The sequence below is a fragment of the Comamonas sp. FUJ_7 genome, from assembly GCF_057369555.1.
In genome coordinates, this window is the sequence record NZ_JBXXZI010000015.1 from 33,342 (window position 1) to 58,133 (window position 24,792).

At 60.9% G+C, this 24,792-nt stretch carries 20 protein-coding genes and 1 tRNA gene; 14 read left to right on the plus strand and 7 right to left on the minus strand.

The features are described 5' to 3' along the window. Positions 1-71: 71 nt before the first annotated feature. Positions 72-1,109, minus strand: a complete 1,038-nt coding sequence (locus AC2I9W_RS17010; RefSeq protein WP_486411104.1) for a DUF72 domain-containing protein — start codon at positions 1,107-1,109, stop codon at positions 72-74. A gap of 178 nt (positions 1,110-1,287) precedes the next feature. Between AC2I9W_RS17010 and AC2I9W_RS17015 the strand changes: the two genes are divergently transcribed. The 4 genes from AC2I9W_RS17015 (at position 1,288) to AC2I9W_RS17030 (ending at position 8,679) form a co-directional block, all read left to right on the plus strand. Continuing rightward, a complete protein-coding gene (locus AC2I9W_RS17015) occupies positions 1,288-3,672 on the plus strand; it encodes a Tex family protein (protein ID WP_486411105.1) in 2,385 nt (794 codons plus the stop codon). Between the two features lie 61 nt (positions 3,673-3,733). Further along, positions 3,734-4,981, plus strand: a complete 1,248-nt coding sequence (locus AC2I9W_RS17020) for an alpha/beta hydrolase family protein (protein WP_486411106.1) — start codon at positions 3,734-3,736, stop codon at positions 4,979-4,981. Between the two features lie 65 nt (positions 4,982-5,046). Next, on the plus strand, positions 5,047-5,889 hold the full coding sequence (locus tag AC2I9W_RS17025; RefSeq protein WP_486411107.1) for an HDOD domain-containing protein: 843 nt from the start codon (positions 5,047-5,049) through the stop codon (positions 5,887-5,889). Positions 5,890-6,051: 162 nt separating this feature from the next. Beyond that, positions 6,052-8,679: an AI-2E family transporter gene (locus AC2I9W_RS17030; RefSeq protein WP_486411108.1), complete on the plus strand. Its 2,628-nt coding sequence runs from the start codon at positions 6,052-6,054 to the stop codon at positions 8,677-8,679. A gap of 5 nt (positions 8,680-8,684) precedes the next feature. Here the strand turns inward: AC2I9W_RS17030 and AC2I9W_RS17035 are convergent, their stop codons facing one another. Next, positions 8,685-9,821 carry an iron-containing alcohol dehydrogenase gene (locus tag AC2I9W_RS17035; RefSeq protein WP_486411109.1) on the minus strand — a complete coding sequence of 379 codons (1,137 nt, stop codon included), beginning with the start codon at positions 9,819-9,821 and terminating at the stop codon, positions 8,685-8,687. A 190-nt stretch (positions 9,822-10,011) separates the two neighbouring features. Here AC2I9W_RS17035 and AC2I9W_RS17040 point away from each other — a divergent pair, with 190 nt between their 5' ends. The 3 genes from AC2I9W_RS17040 (at position 10,012) to AC2I9W_RS17050 (ending at position 12,186) form a co-directional block, all read left to right on the plus strand. Beyond that, complete coding sequence (locus AC2I9W_RS17040) at positions 10,012-10,992, plus strand: alpha/beta hydrolase (protein ID WP_486411110.1); 981 nt, start codon at positions 10,012-10,014, stop codon at positions 10,990-10,992. 16 nt (positions 10,993-11,008) lie between these two features. Next, complete coding sequence (locus AC2I9W_RS17045) at positions 11,009-11,866, plus strand: GNAT family N-acetyltransferase (protein WP_486411111.1); 858 nt, start codon at positions 11,009-11,011, stop codon at positions 11,864-11,866. 172 nt (positions 11,867-12,038) lie between these two features. After that, positions 12,039-12,186, plus strand: a tRNA-OTHER gene (locus AC2I9W_RS17050). A gap of 23 nt (positions 12,187-12,209) precedes the next feature. Here AC2I9W_RS17050 and AC2I9W_RS17055 read toward each other — a convergent pair. From AC2I9W_RS17055 to ygfZ, 4 genes are all read right to left on the minus strand, one after another. After that, positions 12,210-12,722, minus strand: a complete 513-nt coding sequence (locus tag AC2I9W_RS17055; RefSeq protein ID WP_486411112.1) for a GlcG/HbpS family heme-binding protein — start codon at positions 12,720-12,722, stop codon at positions 12,210-12,212. Positions 12,723-12,850: 128 nt separating this feature from the next. Continuing rightward, the gene (locus AC2I9W_RS17060; RefSeq protein WP_486411113.1) at positions 12,851-13,432 is read right to left on the minus strand and encodes a response regulator transcription factor; all 582 of its coding nucleotides are present in this window, start codon (positions 13,430-13,432) and stop codon (positions 12,851-12,853) included. Between the two features lie 17 nt (positions 13,433-13,449). Further along, positions 13,450-14,958, minus strand: a complete 1,509-nt coding sequence (locus tag AC2I9W_RS17065; protein WP_486411114.1) for a sensor histidine kinase — start codon at positions 14,956-14,958, stop codon at positions 13,450-13,452. 100 nt (positions 14,959-15,058) lie between these two features. Then, on the minus strand, positions 15,059-16,015 hold the full coding sequence (gene ygfZ / locus AC2I9W_RS17070) for a CAF17-like 4Fe-4S cluster assembly/insertion protein YgfZ (protein ID WP_486411115.1): 957 nt from the start codon (positions 16,013-16,015) through the stop codon (positions 15,059-15,061). A 44-nt stretch (positions 16,016-16,059) separates the two neighbouring features. Between ygfZ and mltG the strand changes: the two genes are divergently transcribed. The 6 genes from mltG to AC2I9W_RS17100 all read left to right on the plus strand — a co-directional run bounded on the left by mltG (position 16,060) and on the right by AC2I9W_RS17100 (position 21,037). Beyond that, complete coding sequence (mltG, locus tag AC2I9W_RS17075; protein WP_486411116.1) at positions 16,060-17,055, plus strand: endolytic transglycosylase MltG; 996 nt, start codon at positions 16,060-16,062, stop codon at positions 17,053-17,055. Between the two features lie 127 nt (positions 17,056-17,182). Further along, entirely contained in the window at positions 17,183-17,851 is a 669-nt protein-coding gene (gene tmk / locus AC2I9W_RS17080; RefSeq protein ID WP_486411117.1) for a dTMP kinase, read from the plus strand. Further along, a complete protein-coding gene (locus tag AC2I9W_RS17085; RefSeq protein WP_486411118.1) occupies positions 17,848-18,873 on the plus strand; it encodes a DNA polymerase III subunit delta' in 1,026 nt (341 codons plus the stop codon). Before tmk ends, AC2I9W_RS17085 begins: the two co-directional genes overlap by 4 nt. Before the next feature lie 86 nt (positions 18,874-18,959). After that, positions 18,960-19,316, plus strand: a complete 357-nt coding sequence (locus AC2I9W_RS17090; RefSeq protein WP_486411119.1) for a PilZ domain-containing protein — start codon at positions 18,960-18,962, stop codon at positions 19,314-19,316. A gap of 150 nt (positions 19,317-19,466) precedes the next feature. Next, positions 19,467-20,273 (plus strand): TatD family hydrolase, encoded by an 807-nt coding sequence (locus tag AC2I9W_RS17095; RefSeq protein WP_486411120.1) that lies wholly within the window; start codon positions 19,467-19,469, stop codon positions 20,271-20,273. Positions 20,274-20,293: 20 nt separating this feature from the next. Further along, positions 20,294-21,037, plus strand: coding sequence for an ankyrin repeat domain-containing protein (locus tag AC2I9W_RS17100; RefSeq protein WP_486411121.1), 744 nt, complete (start codon positions 20,294-20,296; stop codon positions 21,035-21,037). Positions 21,038-21,243: 206 nt separating this feature from the next. Here the strand turns inward: AC2I9W_RS17100 and msbA are convergent, their stop codons facing one another. Further along, positions 21,244-23,106: a lipid A export permease/ATP-binding protein MsbA gene (gene msbA, locus AC2I9W_RS17105; RefSeq protein WP_486411122.1), complete on the minus strand. Its 1,863-nt coding sequence runs from the start codon at positions 23,104-23,106 to the stop codon at positions 21,244-21,246. 300 nt (positions 23,107-23,406) lie between these two features. On the opposite strand from msbA, the gene tolB reads away from it, so the two are divergent. Next, complete coding sequence (tolB, locus tag AC2I9W_RS17110; RefSeq protein ID WP_486411123.1) at positions 23,407-24,726, plus strand: Tol-Pal system beta propeller repeat protein TolB; 1,320 nt, start codon at positions 23,407-23,409, stop codon at positions 24,724-24,726. Positions 24,727-24,792 lie beyond the last annotated feature (66 nt).

The following is a 24,792-nucleotide window of genomic DNA, read 5'->3' on the forward strand; positions in this document are numbered from 1 at the left end:
GTCTTCAGGGCTTTTTTGATAGCTGTCAGCGCTTGATGGATAGGCGTTTGAGCCTGTTTTTGTATTAAATTTCAGCTTGGGTTTGTCAGACGTGCAAGTGCCTGCGCCAGCAGAGCAATGGAGCGCGGAGCACAACCCTCGGCATCGTTGCTGATGGTCACGAAAGCGGGTTGACCTGCTCCACAGATGCCGGCAATCGTGCGAGCCAGCTGCTCGCGGGTATGCAGATCTTCGCTGCGGATTTCGCTGAACGGATCGTGCTTGGCCTGCGCATCAGCATAGCCATAGGCACCAAAGATGCGATTCAGATTCCAGCGACAGACCAGTGGGCCAGGCCACAGGGCACGCAATATCGGCAACTGCTCCTCGATGGGTGGCATCTTGCCGTGCAGGCCCAGGCAGTAGGTTGCGCCATGGGCCTTGAGTGTTTGAGCCAGCGCGGGCGTCAGCAGCTCGGGGTCGCGTACTTCAACGGCCACGATGACTTCGGACTGCTTGTGCTGTGTCTGCAGTGTCTGATGTACCGCTGATAGTAGAAGGGCCAGTTTGTTCATTAGCAGACTGGGCTGGCTGAGCAGGCTCCAGGGAAGCGGGCTGAGCTGAAATACCAGCACGCCCAGCTTGGACCCCAAGCCCTCCAGTGTAGGCAACACAAAATGCTCCACGGCCAGGCAGGGATCCAGAAACGCCGGGTTGGCTTCGCGTGGCTTGCCTTCTTCGGTGCGGACCTGGGCATCGGTCACGCCTGCCGGGCACTTGACGACAAAGCGAAAATCCTCATCCACCTGCGCCGCAAACGCCGCGTACTGGCTGGCGGTCAGTGGCCGCCAGAAGGTGCGATCCACGCAGATGGTGCGCAGCAGCGGGTGCTGGTGATAGGCCGTGAGGCCTTTCTTGGCCAGCACTTCCTTGGAATAGGCACCGTCCCAGACCAGGCCTTCCCAGCCGGGGTAAGACCAAGTCGATGCGCCCATGCGTAACAGGGCTGGCAACTGGCTGGCCAGCGCTGCGTACTGGGCTGCATCCGGCGTCAGCATGACATCACCGCGCCGTGGCTTGGCAGGCGATGGGTCATCAGCAAAGAAGTCATCCTGAAACTGCTCGGGCATAGCTTTGAAATTCTAATGAAATTGCTCTCCAGAACTTAATCCAAATGTGCCCTCAGCTATTAAAACCATAGTTTTTAAGCTTTGGTTTCATTTGCCTGCAGAAATCCGGGTGAGGGCATGGCATGCATATGGCAAACTCATTGGCTTCCTGTGTTGAACGCCGTGGGGCGAGTATCGAATGCAAAAAATCATTGGTCAGATTGCTCAAGAACTGAATGTCAAACCGCAGCAGGTGAGCGCGGCAGTGGAGTTGCTCGATGGTGGCGCCACGGTTCCGTTTGTAGCCCGTTACCGCAAGGAAGCCACGGGCGGCCTGGACGACACGCAGTTGCGCGCACTGGACGAGCGCCTGAACTATCTACGCGAGCTGGAAGACCGCCGCGAGACCGTCATCAAGGCCATTGACGAGCAAGGCAAGCTGACTGACGCATTGCGCCTGGCGATTGCACAGGCTCCTACCAAGCAGGAGCTGGAAGACATCTACCTGCCGTTCAAGCAAAAGCGCCGCACTAAGGGTCAGATCGCCAAGGAATTCGGCATCGAGCCGCTGGCCGACAAGCTGTTTGCGGACCCCACGCTGGACCCGCACAAAGAAGCCGAGGCTTTCTGCAAGCCCGCCACCACGCTGGACGACGGCAAGCCCGGCCCTGACTTCAGCACCACATTTGCCGTGCTGGACGGTGTGCGCGACATCCTGTCCGAGCGCTGGGCCGAAGACCCGGCCCTGGTGCAGAAGCTGCGCGAATGGCTGTGGGACGAGGGGCTGCTCAAGTCCAAGAAAGTCGAATCCAAGAACGAAAACGACCCCGAGGTCGCAAAGTTTCGCGACTATTTTGAATACGATGAGCCGATCGGCCGCGTGCCCTCGCACCGTGCGCTGGCCGTGTTCCGTGGTCGTGCACTGGAGATTCTGGAAGTCAAGCTGGTGCAACCCGTTGAGCCCGACCCCGGCCAACCGAGCTTGGCCGAAGGCAAGATTGCCCTGCACTTGGGCTGGAGCCATGCCAAGCGCGCATCCGACGATCTGCTGCGCAAGTGCGTGGCCTGGACTTGGCGCGTGAAGCTGAGCTTGTCGACTGAGCGCGACCTGTTCAGTCGCCTGCGTGAGGAGGCCGAAAAAGTGGCGATCAAAGTGTTTGGCGACAATCTGCGCGACCTGCTGCTAGCCGCGCCTGCGGGCCAGCGCGCTGTGATTGGCCTGGACCCTGGCATTCGCACGGGTGTGAAGGTGGCCGTGGTGGACCAGACTGGCAAGCTCGTGGACACGACCACCATCTACCCGCATGAGCCGCGCCGCGACTGGGATGGCTCGCTGGCCGTGTTGGCCAAACTGGTTGAAAAGCACAACATTAATCTGATTGCTATTGGCAATGGCACGGCCAGCCGCGAGACCGACAAGCTGGCGGCCGATCTGATCAAGATCGCCGAAAAGGCGGGCAAGAAGATCGACAAGGTGGTTGTGAGCGAAGCCGGTGCTTCGGTTTATTCGGCCAGCGAATTTGCGGCGCTGGAAATGCCTGATATTGACGTTAGCCTGCGCGGTGCCGCTTCCATCGCCCGCCGTCTACAGGACCCGCTGGCCGAGCTGGTCAAGATCGACCCCAAGAGCATTGGTGTGGGCCAGTACCAACACGACGTGAACCAGAGTGAGCTGGCCCGCCAGCTGGATGCCGTGGTCGAGGATTGCGTGAACTCCGTGGGTGTGGACTTGAATACTGCTTCGGCCCCGCTGCTAACGCGTGTGTCGGGCCTGTCGGCCTCTGTCGCCAAGTCGGTGGTGCGCTGGCGTGATGCCAATGGCTCGTTCAAGAACCGAAAGCAGCTGATGGAAGTGGCGGGCCTGGGTGCCAAGACTTTCGAGCAGGCCGCCGGTTTCTTGCGCATTCGTGGTGGCGACAACCCGCTCGATATGACGGGCGTGCACCCCGAAACCTATCCCGTGGTGGAGCAAATCATTGTCTCCACCGGCAAGAGCGTGGACCAGATCATGGGCCGAGGCGAGGTGCTCAAGGCTTTGAAGCCCGAACAGTTCGCCAATGACAAGTTCGGCGCAGTGACCATCAAGGACATTCTGGGCGAGCTGGAAAAACCCGGTCGCGACCCGCGTCCAGACTTCGTGGTGGCCCGCTTCAACGACGGCGTGGAAGACATCAAGGATCTCAAGGAAGGCATGACGCTGGAAGGCACCGTGAGCAATGTGGCCCAGTTCGGTGCCTTTGTGGACCTGGGCGTGCACCAGGATGGTCTGGTCCACGTGAGCCAGATGAGCCACAAGTTCATCGAAGATGCGCGCGAAGTGGTCAGGACCGGGCAGATCGTCAAGGTGAAGGTGCTGGAAGTCGATGTGGATCGCAAGCGCATCAGCCTGACCATGAAGCTGGACGCGGCACCGGCAAGGCGTGATGGCCCGCGCGACAACCGCTTTGAAGGAGCAGGCCGTGGCAACAGCTACGGTGGAGGCAATAGTCGTGGTGGGTACGCTCAACCCCAGCGTGGCAACCAGCCCACGCAGCAAAACGCCATGGCTTCGGCCTTTGCCAAATTGCAAGGACTGAAGAGATAATCTCCCATAAGGCCGCCACTGAATCCGAATAACAGGCGGCCTTTTTTGTGGGAGAAAAACAATGCGTGAACCGAGAGGGCGGGTGATCTTGCCGGCTATTGGTGTGGTGCTTTTGGTGGTTTTTATCGCTGCCAAGATGACTTCGCGAGGCTGGCTGTCTTTGGACAGGGTTCAGCAAAAGGCACAGGCCGAAAAAATCGTTCCCTTGGTCTGGCCGCCCGCGCTGGCGCCGCAAAGTGACGCTTTGTGTCATACGGTCAAACTCAACCTGGGGCAGGTCGACAAGGCGCAGGAAGAAGGCATTGCGGTCGATCAGCAGCGGCGCTGTATTACGCGAGAGGCCATGGCCGACTATGAGTCGGCCAGCCAGCGCCATGCTGCAGCCCGCAAACAGCACGAGAGCCAGCGTGCGGAGCAGGCGCAGATTGAACAGACCTTTGAACAGCAGATTGCGAACGGCTCTATTACGCTGCAAAACCTCATGCAGGCTCGTGCCGGAAGGAGTACACAGATTGCGACTGCGTTGCTGCCAGCCGCACATAAGGCGGTGGCGGCCATGCCAAAGCCGCCTGCCCATTTGTTTGTGCCCATGGACTACCGCAGCGGTGATCTGCAACTCAAAGCCTTTGTCACACCTGACCCCAGAGACGGGGAAAAGCAGCCTTTGATGGTCTGGCTCACAGGCGGTGATACCAACAGCCTTGGCGACTTCTGGAGCGAGGGTGACGCCAGCAATGATCAAAGTGCTAGCGCGTTCCGCAAGGCCGGAATGGTGATGCTCTTTCCAAGTCTGCGAGGCGGTAATGACAACCCGGGGCAGCGGGAGTACTTTTGGGGAGAGGTACAGGATGTGGCCGCTGCAATTTTGCAGGCGGCCCAACTGCCTCACGTGGATCCCACGCGTATTTATCTCGGAGGTCACAGCACCGGGGCCACCTTGGCTTTGCTGACAGCCGCGGCCGGGCTGCCAGTGCAAGGCATTTTTGCCTTTGGCCCGGTCGATGAGATCAGCGGTTATGACTGGCCTGTTCGATGGGGGCTGATGTCTGCTGATGAAAAGCGTTTGCGTTCGCCCTTGTACTGGCTGCATGCCATCAAGAGTCCGACGTGGATCATTGAGGGCAGCAAAAGGCCGAGCAATATCCAGAGTCTTGACAATATGTGTGCTGCGCGGAAGTCGAATCAGGTGCATTGCGTCTCGGTGCAAGGCTTGGATCACTTCTCCGTGCTCCAGCCGCTGACACGCAAAATTGCCAGCCAGTTGATCATGGGGCAGCCGGTACAGCTGCAAAGTAATGAGACATTCTGACGATCGCCTGAGTTTGTCTTTTTTCTTTTATGGAGACTGCATTTGAGCAGTCACGTACTGAGCCAATGAGTCGTGTCAAGCCCTTGATCCTGTCTGCCTTGCTGGAGCAGCATCAGTCGCTGCCTAGTCAGCCGCGTACGGTTGCCTTGCTGCTCAACGAGCTGTGCAAGCCTGAGCCTGGATTGCGCAGCTTGGCTCAGCTGTTCTCCACAGATCCCGTTCTGGCAGGGCGCTTGCTGGCCATGAGCAATCGTCCTGGACACTTGCAGGGTCAAGGGGTGCACAGCATTCCAGAGGCATTGGTCGTGCTGGCGCCTGTGCAGTTGAAACAGTTGATGCAAAAGGCTGCGCCAGTCAGCGCTGCGCATGCCACGGCGGGCTGGAGTCTGGCGAACTTTTGGCGTTACAGCTTGGACACGGCACGCATGGCACGTGCGCTGGCGATGTCCGTGCAGGCCAATGCATCTCAGGCTTATGCCCTGGGCTTGCTGCATGGCTTGGGCGAGCTATTGCTGCATACCGCCGACCCGGAGACTTTTTTCCGCTTGGCCGAATTGCTGGAGCCCATGCATCCGCATCGCCCGCAGGTGGAAATGCAGTTGATGGGCTACTGCTCGGGCCAGATTACCGCACACCTAGCCAGGCAGTGGAACTTGCCAGAGTTCATGAGCGATGCGTTCCAGTTCATGCATACGCCGCTGGAGCAGCCTGTGTTTGAGCCTTTGACAGGGGTGTTGCACCTGGCGATCTGGAGGGCATCGACACGTGCGCTCAATTGGAGTGAGCGCCAGATGGCGGTCAGTTTTCCCGCCGAAACCGGGCTGGCTCTGGGAATGGATATCGATATGGTGCTGCGTCAGGCCTCTATCGACTGGCATGCAGGACAGTCTTTGGATGTGCAGTTCTGAGCTCAGTGGTTTTATTCTGAGGATGAGCGCTTGCATGTCTACATCTTGGTGCATGAGAAGCATAAAGGCTTGATCGAGCTTTAAGGCAGCGCGGGGAAAAGCCTTGTGGACGAAGAACATGACGTCAGTAAAAATGCGCCTAACAATCTTTCAAGGGCGCTTATGTCTGAACCTCGAAACGAGTTTTCTTCCAAGGGTGAATCTGCTGCACTTGAGGATGTTGGTATCGGAGCGGTAGCACCGACTAAGCCGCATGCCGGTCCTCCCGTTGAGCTGGAGCCGCTGATACAGCATTACAAAGATCGTACCGAGCGTCAGCGAGGCACTGCGGGTCTATGGAATACAGATGGTCTGCAGGGGCGCAGTCACGCCACGGGTGTGGCCGCTGGCTCTCAGCTAGTGGAAATTTTGCCGGCCCTGCGTTTGCTGACCGGATTGATGATCGCCTCCATCGTGATCCTGGCCTTGTACTTTGGGCGGGACATGCTGATTCCGCTGGCGCTGGCCATGCTCCTGGGCTTTTTGCTGGATCCTGCGGTCAGCCGCCTCAAGCGCTGGGGGCTGCCGCGTATGGCCTCTGCCATTGTCGTTGTGGCTCTGGCACTGGCTGCACTGGGCGGGCTGGGCATGTATCTGGGCAGCCAGGTGCAGCAACTCAGCGCCGATCTGCCGACCTATCAGTCCACGATTCGGGACAAGCTGCGCAGCCTGCGCAAGAGCGCCAATATGCCCAGTGCATGGGATGGCGTTTTCAAGACTTACAACACGGTGGAGAAAGAGATTTCCAGCGTTGATGGCAATACTGCGCGTGTTCAGAAAGTGGAGGTACAAAGGCCAGAGTCCAAACCCACGACACAAATGTTGCAGTGGCTGGGCCGCATTGCAGAGCCGGTGACGACGGCGGGCATCGTGCTGCTGTTTGTCATATTGATTCTGCTCGATCGGGATGATCTGCGTGACCGTCTGCTGAGACTGGTGGGAGGCAACTTGCATGTGGCCACCGATGCGCTTGACGAAGCCTCCGAGCGCATTGGCAAATATCTGCGCATGCAGTTCATCGTCAATGTCAGCTATGGCATACCCCTGGCGGCGGGGCTGTGGTTCATTGGGGTTCCGGGGGCCATTCTCTGGGGTGTGCTGGGAGCCATCATGCGCTTTGTTCCCTATGTGGGACCCATGCTGTCGGCAGTCTTCCCTCTGGCGCTGGCCTTTGCTGTAGACCCCAGCTGGAACATGTTCTTGCTCACATTGGGCTTGATCCTGCTGCTGGAGCTGATCAGCAACAATGTGATCGAGCCCTGGCTTTATGGCTCAAGTACAGGACTGTCGACACTTTCCATCATCGTGGCGGCGACGTTCTGGACTGCCTTGTGGGGACCGATTGGACTGATCTTGTCCACGCCCTTGACGGTTTGTCTGCTGGTGCTGGGGCGCTACATACCCTCGCTCAAGTTCATGGAGGTGCTGCTGGGCAGTGAGCCTGTGCTGGGACCTCAGCAGCGCCTGTATCAGCGTTTGCTGGCCGATGACTCCGAGGATGCGATCAGCATGGCGCTGGATGCAGTGCAGGAGCGCTTGCCTTCCAAGCCGACCCAGGCAGACAAGGCGGCGGCGGTGCGCAGCTTCTACGACGAAGTGGCCATCCCTGCCTTGCGCATTGCTACCCAGCAGCACCTGGAATCCGCGACGGCGGAGCACAGGCTGCGCTTGTCCAATGGCATGGCGGCTTTGCTGGAGGAGCTGGAGGAGCACTATGCCGCTCCTGTGGGGAGCGATTGCAGCAATGCAGAGGCTGAAAGCCTGGAAAAGGTGCAATTGGGGCAGCGCTGCCTGCGCATTCACTGCGCCGGGGCTCGCTGGGAAGTGGATGCACTGGGAGCGGCAATGGTGGCGCATGCGGAAAGCCTGCATGGACATGCTGTGAGCTGCTCGGAATGGGCTTTGGCTCCTGACACTCAGCTCACGAGGCTTGATGCCGGAGCGTTGGCCGAAGGTGGGCAGTGGGCTCAGGTCATGGATCAGTCAGACCTACTGGTGCTCTCCATCTTCAGTGCGCAGCCACAAAGCATGCTCAGACGCATGATGCGCCGTATTCGCAAGCGCTGGCCGCAGACGCAAGTGGTCTTGTGCCTGTGGAATGCTCCGGAGGTGGCGGCAGACCCTGATTTTGCGCGTCATACTGGGGCGCAGGCCTGCGTGACCAGTTTGCACGAGCTGCACCTGTGGGTGGAGGCCATGCAAGTGAATGCGTTGAGCGAGCATGTAATCGCAGCCCCCATCCCCGAAGGCGATGCCTTGCGCGTGCAGTGGCTGCATGCCAGCGGGGTTCTGAGTCCTGCGCTGACGCCGCTCTATCACGACACGGCCCAGAAGGCTGTCAATGCCTTCAACACCCGGTGGGCGCAGGTGGCCTGGGTGGATGCAGAGAAGGTCTGGACTCCTGGAAGCTTGCTTACGCTATCGGAAAACGTCACTGCCGAGCAAGGCTGGCCGCGCGAGAGCTCGGTGTGCTCGTATGTGGTTCATGACGCTGAAGCTCTGGTCGTGGGCGATCTGGCTCGCGATCCACGCTTTGCCAGGAATGCCACCGTGCAAGAGCTGAAGTTGCGCTTTTACGCGGGAGTGCCCCTGGTGGACAAGAAAGGCCATGTGCTGGGCTGTCTTTCCATTCTGGATGATGAGCCGCGCAACCTGTCTGATGACGAGTTGGACGTGCTGATGGGCATGGCCCGCCAACTGATGGAAGATGTGCGCGCTGCGCTCAAGCAAAGCGCCGGGCCCGAGGCCTGAAGGCCTCAAAGCGAGGTGCTCAACATGTGCTCATAGTCCTCGGCGGATGCAAGCCGGGGATTGGTCGCATGGCAATGGTCGCGCAGTGCGCCGTCAATAACGGCCCTGAACTGCGCAGACTCAACCCCAAGCGCGGCAAGTCCTGCCGGAAGGCCCAGGCGGGCGTTCATGTCGCGAATGGCGTCGGGAATATCGCTGGCGCTGCCAAGGCCCATGGCATGGGCCATGCGAGCCAGGCGGTCTTCACGCTGCACGCTTTCGGCCTGGGCATTGAAACGCACGACAGCAGGCAGAAACAAGGCATTGAGCGTGCCGTGGTGCAGGCCCGGGTTGATGCCCCCCAGGCTGTGGCTCAGGCTGTGCACGCATCCCAGGCCTTTTTGAAAAGCCATGGCTCCCTGCATGCTGGCACTCATCAATTGACGGCGTGCCTCGCTGTCTTGGCCGTTGCGGGTGGCGCGCTCAATATGGGCCCAGCCGCGCGTCAGGCCATCCAGTGCAATGCCGTCTGCGGGAGGGTTGAAGGCGGCGGCCATGAACGTCTCCATGCAATGCGCGATCGCATCCATGCCGGTGGCGGCAGTCAGCAGGGCAGGCAGGCCATAAGTCAGCTCTGGGTCGCAGATGGCGGCCTTAGGGACCAGGTGCCAGCTGTGAAAACCCAGCTTGCGGTGGTCGTTCACGATGATGATGGCGCCGCGCGCCACTTCACTGCCGGTGCCACAGGTAGTGGGGATGGCAATCAGCGGTGCTACATGATCGCTGATACGCGGTGAGCCGCCTTCAATCGTGGCGTAGTGCGACAGCGGCCCTTCGTGCGTGGCGGCAATGGCGACACCTTTGGCGCAGTCGATGGCACTGCCGCCGCCCACCGCAATCAGCCCGTCGCAGTGCTGGGCCTTGTAGACGTCTGCGGCACTCATGACCGCAGCCTCTGTTGGGTTGGAGGGCGTCTGATCAAAGACCGCATGAGGCAGATCGCCCAGTGCGTCCAGAGCCTTTTGCAAAATGCCCGCCGCCTTGACACCAGGGTCCGTCACGAGCAACGGCTTGCGAATGCCCACGCGATCGCACTCCTGGCGCAGTAGGCGGATGGCGCCAAAGTCAAACTGGATTTGCGTGACGTAATTGATGGAAGCCATGGCACATCGGTATGAAAGAGGAACAACTCCCGGAATTTAGAAGCGTGCGGCGCAGGCACACAGAAAGCTAACCCTAGGTGCGGACCCCAAACCGTCGCCCCGGAGACAAGAATGCAGATCGGCTCATGCAGACTTCGGGCTTGGCCCGCACAATGCCTGCCTGTGCTTTTGTCCCCCAATTGTTGTGATCATGTCCGAGACCTCCGAGGCTTTGCCCAGCAGCCTGACCCCTTCCATGCGCGATGTACTCAGGCGCATGGAGCGAGCAGCCCGCACCCCCATGCATCAGCTGGGAGCCGAAGGTGCCAGAGCCGCCTATGAAGCCGCAGCGGGTGTGCTGGAGATACCCAGACAGGCATTGGCGCGTGTAGAGGATTTGCAGATTCCCGTGCGCGATGGCGCAACGCTTTTGGCCCGGCTGTATGCGCCCGTGGCCCAGGAAGAAGCCCCTGACACAGGGCTGCCGGTGCTGATGTACCTGCACGGCGGCGGCTTTACCGTGGGTAGTGTGGCCACACATGATCAGCTCTGCCGCCAGCTTGCGCACCTGGCAGGCTGCATGGTCGTGTCGCTGGAATACCGTCTGGCGCCGCAGCATCAGTTTCCGGTGGCGCACAACGATGCCTGGGATGGGCTGCAGTGGCTGGCCACCCATGCCGCAAGTCTGGGTGCCGATGCCCGCCGTATCGCCGTAGGAGGCGATAGTGCAGGCGGAACTCTGGCGGCTGCCTGCGCGATTGAAGCGCGCGACGCCGGGCTAGAGCTGCAACTGCAGTTGCTGATCTACCCTGGCACCACGGCGCATCAGGATACCGATTCCCACCGTCGATTTGCCCGAGGGCTGGTGCTGGAGGAGCCCTCCATCACCTGGTTTTTTGCCCAATACCTTGCCGATCCCAAGGACAGAGAGGACTGGCGTTTTGCGCCGCTGCTAGCGCCCGATGTGGAAGGGGTGGCTCCCGCCTGGGTGGGGCTGGCCGAGTGCGATCCGCTGGTGGATGAAGGCGTGGAATACGCCGACAAGCTGCGTATGGCAGGTGTTCCCGTGGATCTGGAAATTTACAAGGGTGTCACCCATGAATTCGTCAAGATGGGCCGTGTGATTGCCGAGGCGCGTCAGGCGCATCACGATATGGCGCAGGCCTTGCGCGGCGCATTTGGTTTGAATTGAAACGAGAGCAAGCACTATGAATCGACAGGACTTTCGCAGCTTTACCCGTATCGACGTGCGCTGGGCCGAAGTGGACGCGCAGAAAATTGTCTTCAATGCCCACTATCTGATGTATGCCGATGTGGCCATCACCAACTACTGGCGCCAGCTGGCCATTCCCTATGAAAGCGGCTTTGCATCCCTGGGCGGCGAGCTGTTTGTGAAGAAGGCTGGCACCGTCTATCACGGCTCGGCCACCTTGGGCGATGTGCTGGATGTGGGCATACGCTGCGTCAAGCAGGGCAATACCTCGCTGCAGTTCGAGGCCGGAATCTTTCGCGGCATGGAGCTGCTCAACTCCGTGGAGCTGGTCTATGTGTTTGCCGATGCGGTGACCCAGACCCCGAAGCCCGTGCCCCAAGCCATGCGTGATGTGCTGACCGCTTTTGAAGCGGGCCAGGACGTCGTGAGTCTGCGCTCGGGTAGCTGGAACGACCTGGGTCGTGATGCAGAGCGCTTGCGCATGGCTGTGTTTGTGCGTGAGCAAGGCGTGCCGCGCGAGATCGAGATCGATGAGTTTGACCCGGTTGCACGCCATGTCGTGCTGTTCAACGGCTTGAATCAGCCCGTGGCCACTGGCCGACTAGTCAGCGATGCGCCGGGCGTGGCGCGCATTGGCCGCATGGCGGTGGATCGCAGTGTGCGCGGCGGCCGCTGGGGCCGCATGGTGCTGGACAGTCTGGTGGCGTCGGCCCGCGAGCGCGGTGATCGCGAGGTCGTGTTGCATGCCCAAAGCCATGCCGAGTCGTTTTATCTGCGTGCCGGTTTTGTGCCCGAGGGGGAGGTTTATGAAGAGGCCGGAATTCCTCACATCACCATGCGCCAGGTGCTGTAGTTGATTCTATTTTGATAGCTTTCAGCGCTTTGCAGGTAAGCCTTTGAGGCTTGTTTGACTGATATTTTGGAGGTGGCGTATGGGGCGAATCATGACAGTGCTGTGCCTGATCGGTGTAGTAGCTGCAGGCTATGTGGCTTACCGCTACGGAGTGTTCTGAGGCTCCAGAGAGAGAAAGGTGACTGAGCGGCTGAAGGTGGGCGCCACCCAATAGCCTGAAGGCCAACGTTTGGGCGCTGGCCTTCAGGTTGGAGGGAGCGCTCTGTGGCAAACGCCCTCGGTGGTTGTGCCGCACGCAGGTTCGAATCCTGTCCTTTCTCACCTGCGGGCGGCGCTTGCAGGATTACTGCAGCTGATCTTTGATGGCGGTCAGCGCCTTCTGTGCGCAGGCCTCGTCCAGATGGCCGCCGGGTGCACCGGCCACGCCGACGGCACCCACGGTGTCGTTAGCTATCTTCACAGGCACGCCACCGGCCAGCACCAGGAAGCCGGGAATGCGCGCCATGCCTGCAGCGTCGGGGTTGGACTGAATGGCCTTGGCAATGCCGCTGGTGGGATTACGCGAAGAGGCCGAGGTGAAGGCCTTGGCGCGCGAGGCTTCTGCAGTGTGCGGGCCAGCGCCATCGGCGCGCACCATGGCCAGCAGCACGCCGGCGCGGTCCACTACCGAGGCGCTGACGTTGTAGCCTTCAGCGCTGCAGGCGGCCACGGTCTGCTGGGCCAGCTGCACGGCGGTGGCGCTGGCAATGCTGCGCGTGGTCGTTGTTCCGGTGGTGGCCGCAGAGGCTGCGCTGGTGGCCAAAGCGGCAGCCAGAGTCAGAGTGGAGAAGGCGACGTTGCGCAGGCGTTGGTTCATGTCAAGGCTCCTAGAAGACAGGGTGATAGCAATGACTGAACTGTAGGAAAACGGGCCGCTGCTGCCCATGCGCAAACCAACGGAGGGATATCGGTAATCCTACCGAGGTAAAGCTCTCTTCATGGGCTTCACAGCGCGGCGCTGAGCAGCAGTCTGGTCTGCTCGGCCACTGAGCCGGTGCCCAGCTTCTCGGCCAGCTTGGCGCGGTGGGTGTCCACGGTGCGCACCGATATATCCAGCGTTGCGGCAATGTCCTTGCTGCCCAGCCCTTTGGTGATCAGCTCCAGAACCTCGCGTTCTCGCTCGGTCAGGCTGTGCAGGCTCTGGCGCGCTTCATTGCGTTCGGCCTGCCGGTTCAGCCGTGCCTGGGCCGACTCAATGGCCTGCAGCAGCGTCTGCTCTTCGATGGGTTTGGTCAGAAAATCGGTGACCCCGGCCTTGAAGGCCCGGCGGCAGGCGTGCAGATCGCCATGGCCGGTAATCACAATCGTGGGCCAGTCCACCCCTTGGGCCATGAGCTGCTCGTGCAGCTGCAGGCCGGACATCATGGGCATGCGCAGGTCGGTGATCAGAATGCCGGGCTGGTTGCGATCCAGGTGTGCCAGGCAGTCTGCGGGGGATGCAAAGCAGGTGACGGGCAACTCGTAGGTCTGCAGCAGCAAATGCAGGGCATCGCGTACCGAGGGATCGTCATCAATCAGGTAAATCATGGGCTGCTCAGGCAATTTCAAGAGAGGGACTTGTCCAGCGGCAAGTGCATGACAAAGCAGGCACCACCCATGCCGGGGGAGGGCGTGTAGGCAAGCTGGCCGCCCATACGCTCCATCAGCGTGGCGCACAGGGGTAGCCCCAGCCCCATGCCTTCGGGCTTGGTGGTGAAAAAGGGCTCGAAGATGCGCTGTGTCGTGTCGGCATCCACGCCTGGCCCGTTGTCTTGCACTTGGAGCAGAGCCTGTGTGTCGCCTTGCTCCAGCGTAATGACGATGGAGGCCGAGCCACTGGCTGGAGGGCTGCTGCCCAGGGCATCCAGAGCATTGCGCACCAGGTTGTGCATAACTTGCTCCAGTGCAACGGGGTCGGCCAGAACCCAGCAAGGGCGCTGCGGGGCTTGCCAGTGCAGCGCTACCTGCGCCTGACGGGCCGGCCCTTCCAGCAGCAGCAGGGCATGACTGACGACTTGACCGAGATCCAGCCTGTGCGGCTGGCTGGGGGCGTTGCTGACATAGCTGCGCATGCGCTCCAGAATGGCACCCGCACGCCGGGCCTCGCGCACATTGGCCTGCAAGGCGGCGGCCAGCAGCTCGGGCTTGCCGCGCTCATGGGCACGCAGTGCTGCCTGACTTTGGCTGAGCAGTGCCGTGACGGGCTGGGCCAGTTCATGAGCAATGCCGGATGCCATCTCACCCATGCTGTTGACGCGTGAGGCATGGGCCAGCTGTGCCTCATTGGCCAGCTGACGGGCTTGCTGCTGATGCTGCTTGCTTTGCTGGCGGCTGCTCCAGACCAGATGCACGGCTGCCACCAGCGCCGCACTGATCAGCGCGCTGATCAGCAACATGCCCCAGTTCAGCGGCTGGAACAGGCCCTGCGGGCGGGCCAGCAACTGCACATGCAGCGGCTGGTCGTAGCCATTCAGGGTGAATTCTGCAAAGGGCTGACTTTGCCGAAAGGGGCCGGTAGGCTCGAGCAAGCTCTGTTGCTTGAGCTGTATGCGAAGGCTCATGTCGGCGGGCAGGGTGTTGGGATCCAGCAAATGAGCGGAATCAATGCGAACGCACAGCCAGCCTGCCGGAGTAGCTATCTTTTTAATGAATAAGTAGTGTCCAGGATAAAGTGTGTCGGGCAAGCTGGTGCTGGCTTTGAGCTGCAAGGCCGCTGCTGCCTGGATGACCGCAGGGTTCAGGCAACTGCCTGTGGCCGGGTGGCTGGGCGTGACCAACTGCACCTCTTGAATGCGCGGGTAGATCGCTTCGATGGAGCGGACCACATGCTGCAAAGCCGATAAGGCATCCGGACTTTGCAGTGCTGCGACGGCCGTAAGCGCCGTCAGGTGGGCCTTGTGTTGAGCCACTTTTTCCAGCATCTGGCGCTGAAGGCTCTGACCGAGTTGCGCTTGCGCCTGCTGCTGCTGGTTATGGGCCTGCCACCACTGAAGGCCCACCAGCAAGGCGCACAACAAGCCCCAGGCCAGGGTCAGCAGTCCGTAGCGGTGAGTATGAGAAGTGGCTTGGCTCATGAGCCTGGACTTTCGAGAGGTGCACAAAGGGGGACAAAGCCGAGGCAAAAAAATGCCAAGGACGAGCCTTGGCATTGTGGCTGACTGAGCGGATGAGGGATTAGATATCGGCCAGAAGCTCGTAGGGCAGGGGCAATATCTGCAGAGCAATGGCCTTGCCAGCGTCGGCACTCTGACCTTCTGCCAGTGCCGTGTGGGCAAACAGGTCGTCCCGTGTGGCGGATGCAATCTGCATGGAGACGATGGCATCCCACCCGCCGTCAGGAGCGGCAGCAGCCTGCACCACGGTACCGGTGGCCTGCTCCAGGTCTTCGGCGGTAAAGACTTCCTGACCTACGCTCAGGGCCTGTTCGGCATGCACCACATAGGCGCGGCGCTTGAGCGTGCCGCGGAACTGGCTGCGGGCCACGATTTCCTGGCCCGGGTAGCAGCCCTTTTTGAAGTTGACGCCGCCCAATGATTCGTAGTTCAGCATCTGGGGCACAAAGGCATCGACCACAGGAGCCGACAGTGTGGCTACGCCGCTTTGCACTTCAGACCATTGCCACAGGCCTTCGCTCAGAGTGGGGCCTTCTGGGACCACGCCGGCAGGAGCAACCCATAGCGCACGCGGGTTGCCGGCCCCAGGGTAGAGCGCCAGCACATGGGCATCGCCCTGTTGCTGAAGAGCCCACGGGGCAGCACCGGCACTTGCATATTGCTCGGCAGCCTGGCCGCTCAGGCCATAGAGGGCAAAGTCCGCCGTAGCGTCGCTGAGCTTGCACTGCGCTCGCAGCACAAACATGGACAGGCGCTTGAGCGTGGGTGCGAGCAGACTGCGGTCGCAGATCAGCACGATCTCATCAGCGCTGCGTTTGAAGCCGATAAAGCTGGCCAGCATGCGGCCTTTGGCCGTGCAAAAGGCTGCAAGACGGGCCTGATCAAATTTGAGCAGGGCAAAGTCATTGCTGAGCTGGCCGTGCAGAAAGCTGGCTGCGTCAGCGCCAACGGCGCGGATGACACCAAGGTGGGAGAGGGGAGTAATGCCGTTCAGCGGCAGCGTCTTGGGCTGGGTCATGGCTGAATTATGATCGTCGCTCTGTGTATTAATGGATTGAGCCTGTGCGTGCCCTTATTCGAGCACTGATATTTTTGCTGTCGCTGGCCGCTTTGGCGGCGGGCGGGGCATGGTGGTGGCTGAATCAGCCACTGAAGCTGGCTCAGCCCAACCTGGAGCTTGAGATTGAACCCGGCACCACGCCGCGTGGCGTGGCCCAGAATGTGGTCAAGGCCGGTGTGCAAACCGATGCACGCCTGCTTTATGCGTGGTTTCGCTTCTCGGGGCAGGACCGTGCTATCAAGGCCGGTAACTATGAGCTCAGCGCTGGCGTGACACCGTATGAGCTGCTGCAAAAGCTGGCGCGTGGCGAGGAAAGCCTGCGGGCGATGACGCTGGTGGAAGGCTGGAACTGGCGCCAGGTGCGCGCGGCCCTGGCGCGCGAGGAATTCCTCAAGCAAGAGAGTGCTGCTCTGAGCGATGAAGCCTTGATGACGGCACTGGGTCGTGCGGGTGTGGCACCGGAAGGTCGCTTTTTTCCCGACACTTACACCTATGCCAAGGGCAGCTCGGATATGGCGGTGCTGCGCCGCGCCATGCATGCCATGGATCGCCGCTTGGCCGATGCCTGGGCCATGCGCGCGGCCAATACTCCGCTGAAATCAGCAGACGAGGCGCTGATTCTGGCCAGCATCGTGGAAAAGGAAACGGGCCGTGCGGCAGACCGTGCGCAGATTGCGGGTGTGTTCTCCAATCGCCTGCGCATTGGCATGCGGCTGCAGACCGACCCCACGGTGATTTACGGCATAGGCGCCAGCTTTGACGGCAATCTGCGCAAGCGTGATCTGCAGACCGACACTCCTTGGAACACCTATACCCGTGCCGGTCTGCCGCCCACGCCCATTGCCATGCCTGGCAAGGCCGCGCTGATGGCTGCTGTGCAGCCCGATCAGACCAAGGCCTTGTACTTTGTGGCCAGGGGCGATGGCACCAGCCACTTCAGCGCTTCGCTGGATGAACACAATAGAGCCGTCAACCGCTATCAAAGAGGTGGGCAGTAACTCGCTCTGAGGCGCTACGCACCTTCCCGAGAAGGCGCTCCTTCGCTGCAAGGCGGCTCTTGCTGGGTGCCCCTGAATGGGCGCATGCTCTTTCAGGCGCAGGCAGCAATCAATGGATGATTTTTAGATGACAAAAGGACTGTTCATCAGTTTTGAAGGCATAGATGGTGCGGGCAAATCCTCGCATATCGAAGGCCTGGCCCAGGCGTTTCGCAATCAGGGACGCGTAGTGACCCTGACGCGTGAGCCCGGTGGAACGCCGCTGGCAGAAAAGCTGCGTGCCCTGATGCTGCATGACGCCATGGACCCGCTGACCGAGGCGCTGATCGCCTTTGCGGCGCGACGTGACCATCTGGTGCAGGTGATTGAGCCCGCGCTGGCGCGTGGCGAGGTAGTCATTAGTGACCGCTTTACCGATGCCACCTTTGCCTATCAGGGCGCGGGGCGTGGTTTTGACTGGGATCAGCTATCGATTCTGGAGCGCATGGCGCAGACAGGTACTGCGCTTCAGGCTGATTTGGCTGAGAATTTCATGCGTGAGCCTGATATGACCTTGTGGTTTGACCTGCCTGCCGAGGTGGCGGCCCAGCGTCTTGCTACGGCCCGCGTGCCTGATCGCTTTGAGGCCCAGCCCGGCGAGTTCTTTGCCCGCGTGGCACAGGGTTACGCCCAGCGAGCCCAGGCCGCGCCGCAGCGCTTTGCGCGCATTGATGCCAATACCAGCCGCGAGTCCGTGTGGCAGCAGATCACACAGGCGGTGGCTGACAAGGGCTGGCCGATAGGTGGCAAGGCATGAGCGAGACCAAGGCAGAAGCGCCGTGGATTGCTGCGCAGCGCAGGCAGTTGCTGGCCCAGCGCGGCCATGCCTGGCTGTTGCAGGGACCATCGGGCCTGGGGCAGTACGCGCTGGGTTTGTCGCTGGTACGTGCCTGGCTGTGCGAGCAGCCATCGGCACAGGGCGCTTGCGGGCACTGCGCCAGCTGCCACGCCATCGATGTGCGGGCCCATGCCGATCTTTGTGTGCTCATGCCCGAGGTGCAGATGATGGAGCTGGGATGGCCGCTGTCTGAGAAAGCACAGGCCGATATTGACGACAAAAAGCGCAAGCCCAGCAAAGAGATCCGGGTGGAGGCCATGCGCGATGCGGTGGAGTTCTGCCAGCGCACCAGCGCACGCGGGCGCGGCAAGGCCGTGCTGGTCTATCCGGCCGAGCAGATGAACGCCATTACGGCCAATGCCTTGCTCAAGACGCTGGAGGAGCCGCCTGGCGACACCCGGTTTGTGCTGGCCAGTGAAGCCGCTCACCAGTTGCTGCCCACGATTCGCAGCCGCTGCCTGGCCCACACCATGACCTGGCCGGCTGCGCCAGAGGCCGCGAAGTGGCTGCAGACCCAGGGCTTGAGCGAGCCGGATGCCACTGCAGCCTTGCAAGCTGCCGGTGGCCGCCCTGGCGATGCACTGCGCATGGCGACGGATGCTGGCAAGGCTGCAGCCTGGGCACAACTGCCCAGACAGCTGGCCAAAGGCGATGTGGCTGCGCTGGCCGCTTTTGCGCCGGCGCAGGCCGTGCAGGCACTGCAGAAAATCTGCCACGACCTGATGGCACTGGCGAGTGGAGGTGCGCCGCGCTATTTCTCGCCATCCGACCTGCCGGGCAAGCCGCTGGCCATGGGCTTGCTGGCCGACTGGTCGCGCGAGCTGGTGCAGGCTGCCCGCACGGCCGACCATCCCTTTAATACAGGGCTGATGATGGAGGCGCTGGCGGCCAAAGCTCGGGCGGTGTTGATCTCGGGCAAGTCCGCAGGGCGGCCTCGTTGAGGGTTGAGCCACTCCAGCTTCGAGCGGGTGTTAACCTAGGGGCCTGTTGAAAGCACAGGCTTTCTCTAGAAACAAGCAAATCCACTATGAACGCACCCACCACTCCCCGCCCCAGTGTGATGCAGCTGGCCATCAAGGAAAAAGCGGCGCTGTACGCTGCCTATATTCCTTTGTTTGCCGAAGGGGGGATTTTTGTGCCGACCCAGCGAGACTACCGCCTGGGCGAAGATGTCTACGTGCTGCTGACCTTGCCGGAAGACCCTCAGCGCTATCCGGTAGCAGGCCGTGTGGCCTGGGTGACGCCGGAGAGGGCGCCGGGCAATCGCACGCAGGGCATCGGGATTCAGTTTCCCAAGGATGCCAAGTCTGCCGAGCTCAAGGCCAAGATCGAGCATATTCTTGGAGCGGCTTTGAGCTCCGAGAAGCCCACGCAAACCATTTAGTCTCCCCTGAGCGGCTATGCCGCTTCCCCCTCGCTCGATGCTTTGTATCGGGAGGGAGACAACAGCCTCGCTGCGGGGCGGGCCTTGCTCACTGTCTCTGAGCTGGAGCCTGCCTGTTTAATCAGAGGCTGACTTATTACAGATTTCGTGATGTTCACCGATTCCCACTGCCATTTGAATTTTCCAGAGCTGAGTGCCAACCTCGCTCAAATCCGCGAGGCCATGGCTGCTGCCAAGGTCACGCGCGCGCTGTGCATCAGCACCACCATGGAAGAGTTTCCCGATGTGCACCAGCTGGCGCTGGACCATGACAACTTCTGGGCCACCGTGGGTGTGCATCCCGACACCGAAGATATGACCGAGCCAACGGTACAGGACTTGGTCGAGCGCGCTGCGCTGCCGCGCGTGGTGGCCATTGGCGAGACGGGGCTGGACTACTACGGCATGGAAGACCGCAAGGGCGGACGCACGATTGCCGATCTGGAATGGCAGCGCGAGCGCTTTCGTGTCCATATCCAGGCCGCGCAGATCACGCAGAAACCGCTGGTGATCCATACCCGCAGCAGTTCGGAAGACACGCTGGCCATCTTGCGCGAATGCGGCGAGGCCAATACCAGCACCCAGGCCGGCGGCGTTTTTCACTGCTTTACCGAGACCGAGGCCGTGGCCCGCGCCGGTCTGGACATGGGTTACTACATCTCGCTGTCGGGCATTGTGACCTTCAAGAACGCCCAGCACCTGCGCGATGTGGCGGCTTTTGTGCCGCTGGATCGCCTGTTGATCGAAACGGACAGCCCTTACCTCGCGCCCGTGCCTTACCGTGGAAAGACTAATAATCCTTCCTACGTGCCCTTTGTCGCCAAGCAGATTGCCGAGGTGCGCGGCATCTCCATTGAACAGGTGGCAGAGGCCACGAGTGCCAACTTTGACCGTCTGTTCAAGGGCGTGACCCTGTAAGCGACTTCTGGAGCGAGTGCATGAGCCTGTTTGCTGCCCCATCTGTCCCATCGGCCCCGTTGGTTTTGAGTCGTCGCCAGAGCCTGCACTGGCTGGGCGCCGCAGTCGCCGCCGCAGGAGCTGCAGGCTTGCCGGGCGCGGCCTGGGCCAGCGCCTATGAGGAATATTCGCGGGCATTGGTCAGCGATAACTCCCGCGCCATCTTGAATCTGGTTTTTCGCGGCTTTGACCCGAATACTCTGGACAGCAGAGGTCGGCCGGGTCTGGTGGCTGCGCTGCATCAGGACTCGCTCAAGGTGGTCGATGAGCTGCTCAAGGCACCCAAGATCAATGTGAATCTGGCCTCCAGACAAAACGAGACCCCGCTGATGATGGCCTGCATCAAGGGGCATCTGGATCTGGTCAGGCGCCTCATCAAGATGGGGGCAGATGTTAATCGCGAAGGATGGACGCCGCTGCACTATGCGGCTTCGGCCGATACACCGCAAACGCTGGACATCGTCAAGCTGCTGCTGGAAGAGAGTGCCTATATTGACGCTGCTTCGCCCAATGGCACCACGCCGCTGATGATTGCTGCGCAGTACAGCAGCGAGGCCGTCGTCAAGCTGCTGCTGCAAGAGGGTGCCGACATCATGCTGCGTAACCAGCGCAATATGACGGCGGCGGATTTCGCCCGACTGGCGGACCGCCAGTACATGGTGGAGCTGCTGAGCAAGACCTTGCAGCACGAGCGCCGCACCCAGCCTTCACGCGGGACATGGTAGGAGCCGCTTGGCCTGCTCCCGATAGTTGTCAGAGGTTGTCGGAACTTACGCAAGCAAGAATGTGCCAAGGACTGCCGCCCAGAGGTGAAGCTCTTGCCCGAACCTGATTGGCTTAAGTCGTATTTTGATAGCTGCTAGCGCGCAATAAAAAAGGACTTCAAGGCTTTTTAGGCCTGAAGTCCTTTGTTTATATGCGGTTGCAGCTCTTAATTTTGTGAATCATCGGGAGCAGAGCTACGAGCCACCTGATTGTGCAGGCGTGCGTACAGGCCGCCCAGCTCCATCAGCTCGGCATGTGAGCCTTGCTCGGCAATCTGGCCGCGCTCCATCACCACCACGCGGTCGGCGTGCTCGATGGTGGACAGGCGGTGTGCGATCACCAAGGTCGTGCGGCCCTGCATCAGGCGGTTCAGGGCTTCCTGCACCAGACGCTCGGACTCGTTGTCCAGCGCCGAAGTGGCTTCGTCGAGAATCAGAATCGGCGCATCTTTGTAGAGCGCGCGGGCAATGGCCAGGCGCTGGCGCTGGCCGCCGGAGAGCTGACTGGCGTTGTGACCCACCAGGGTATGCAGGCCCTGGGGCAGGTTGCGCACAAAGTCGCCCAGATTGGCGGCCTCCAGCGCTGACCAGATGCGGGCTTCGTCCATATCGCCGCCCAGCGCCACGTTGGTAGCCACGCTGTCGTTGAGCATGACCACGTCCTGGCTGACCATGGCGAATTGCTGGCGCAGCGTGCCCAGGTCCCACTCGGCAATCGGTGTGCCTTCCAGCGTGATCTGGCCGCTGGTGGGCGAGAGAAAGCGGGGCAGAAGGTTGACCAGCGTGGTCTTGCCGGCACCCGATGGGCCGACCAGGGCCACCACTTCGCCGGCCTTGATGGCGAGGCTCAGGCGCGACAGGGCAGGTGCCTTGTCTTCGCCAAACTGCACGCTGACATTGCTGAATTGCAAAGCACCGCTGACTTTGTTCGAGGGCTTGAAGCTGCCGCCTTGTTCGTCGGTCGAGCCTTCCAGCAACGCCAAGCCGCGCTCCAGCGCAGCCACGCCGCGCGTGATGGGGTTGGCCACGTCGGCCATGCGGCGAATGGGGGCGATCAGCATCAGCATGGCCGAGATAAAGGCCGCAAAGCCGCCCACCGTCACATCCTGCACGCTGGCTGCGCCGATAGCAGCTCCGCCCTGACGGCTTTGCCACAGTGCAATGCACAGAATCACGGAAAGGGCAATCGCGGCCAGCACCTGGGTCAGCGGCGTCATGGCGGCCGAGGCAATCGTGGCCTTGGTGTTGAGGCCGCGCAGCTGGCGGCTCAGCTCACCAAAGCGCGACTGCTGGGAAGCCTGGGCACCGTGCAGGCGCACCATGCGGTGGGCCAGCACGTTTTCTTCGACCACATAGGCCAGTTGGTCGGTGGCGGTCTGGCTGCTCTTGGTGATGCGGTACAGGCGGCGCGACAGCGTCTTCATCACCCAGGCCACGCCCGGCACCATGAAGGCCACGATCAGCGTCAGTTGCCAGTTCAAGTAGATCAGATAGCCCAGCAGCGCAATCAGCGTAAAGCCGTCGCGCGAGATGCTCATCATGGCCTGCACCAGCTGCTGGGCACCGGTCTGCACCTCATAGACGATGGTGTTGGACAGCGCCGATGCGGATTGGCGCGAGAACAGGCTCATGTCAGCTGCCAGCAATCGCTCGAACAGCTTCTGGCGCAGGCCCAGCATGCCGTCGTTGGTAATGCGCGCCAGTGCGTACTGACCGGTGAACTGCGCCAGACCACGAATCACAAACAGGCCGATCAGGAAGACCGGCACGGTCCACAACGGCAGCGAGCCTGCGGTAAAGCCGCTGTCCAGCAAAGGCTTGAGCAGGGCGGGCATGGCCGGCTCTGTGGCAGCGCCAATCAGCGTTGCCAGAATGGCCAGCCCCCAGGCCCAGCGCTGGCCCGAAAAATAAGGCGTCAGGCGCTTGAGGCGCTGCATCAGCGGCAGGTCGGAGGGGTTGAATGGGGCGGTCTGCTCAGGTGCGGATGCCTTGACAGGCTCGCTTGGCGATGGTGGCGGTGTGGCTTGCATAAGCGCGTGATTTTAGGGCTTGTCCTCTGAACCACAGTGCGCAGCCCAATAGATGAGATTCATGCTGAAGTTGTAACCAACTATGCATGTTTGGATATAACGCGGCAAGCCTGCGGCAGAATCCATGCGGGCATTGCCTCTGCAGGCTGCAGACTCTGGCATGCTCTTGATTGAAAAGTTTTGTTTTGCAGGCGATTGATCCCCCTACTGAGCACGTTCTTACATCAGGAATCAGTCAGGGTGTGTAACATTCCAACCTGTGTTTGTACCGGGCAATTCCGGAAATTTTGATGGCTGCCAATGACTATTGACCGACTTCCATCCCTGACAACCTGGGCGGCAGGGCCGCGCGCTTCTCGTAGAGCCATGCTGGCAACTTTGGCTGCTGCACCTGCTCTTCCCGCACTGGCACAGTTCAGGGTTGAGGTAACAGGCGTGGGCCTGACACAGTTGCCGATTGCAATTGCTCAGTTCAAGGGCGAGGGCACTGCCCCGCAAAAGATTTCCGCCATCATCCAGGCTGATCTGGAGCGCAGTGGCCAGTTCCGAGGCGTGGATGCTTCGGGTGCGGCGCTGGATGAAACCTCGCGCCCTGATGTGGCTCAATGGCGCCAGAAGGGGGCCGACTCGCTGGCAACTGGCAGTATCACGCGCTTGGCCGATGGCCGCTGGGATGTGCGCTTTCGTTTGTGGGACGTGGTCAAGGGTGCCGATCTGGGTGGACAGGGCTTTGCCGTCACAACGGGTGACCTGCGCCTGGTAGCTCACCGCATCGCCGACTACATCTACGAAAAGCTCACCGGCGAGAAAGGCATTTTCTCGACGCGTATTGCCTATGTGACCAAGGCGGGTGCGCATTACCGTCTGTGGATTGCGGATGCTGATGGAGAAAATGCCCAGTCCGCGCTTTCCAGCCCCGAGCCCATCATTTCCCCAGCCTGGGCTCCCAATGGCACGCAATTGGCTTACGTGTCGTTCGAGTCGCGCAAGCCCGTGGTCTATGTGCACGATGTGGCAAGCGGTCACCGCCGCTTGCTGGCGAACTTCCGCGGCTCCAACAGTGCACCTGCCTGGTCGCCGGACGGCAGCCGCCTGGCTGTGACGCTGAGCCGGGATGGTGGCTCGCAGCTGTATCTGCTGAGTGCACAAGGTGGTGAGCCACGTCGCCTCATGCAAAGCAGCGGCATTGATACCGAGCCTTGCTTCTCCAGCGATGGCCGTACCATCTACTTCGTCAGTGACCGTGGCGGTGCCCCGCAGGTCTATAAGGTATCCGCATCCGGTGGCAGTGCCGAGCGCGTGACTTTCTCTGGCACTTACAACATCTCTCCGGCGATTAGCCCCGATGGCAAGTGGCTGGCCTACATTTCCCGCATGGGTGGCGGCTTCAAGCTGCAGGTCATGGATCTGGCAACCGGCACTGTGAATTCCGTGACGGACACCAACGCGGATGAAAGTCCCAGTTTTGCACCCAATAGCCGCCTGATTGTTTATGCCACCATCCAGGGCGGTCGTGAGGCTCTCATGACTACCACCTTGGACGGCAAGATCAAGGCACGTCTGGCTGGAGCCAGTGGCGATATCCGCGAGCCTGATTGGGGCCCGTTTCAAAAGCATTGATTTGAGTTAGCGTTCCTTCTTTCTTTCTAATGATGAAGTCCATTGTGGACTGTTCGGAGAAATCTC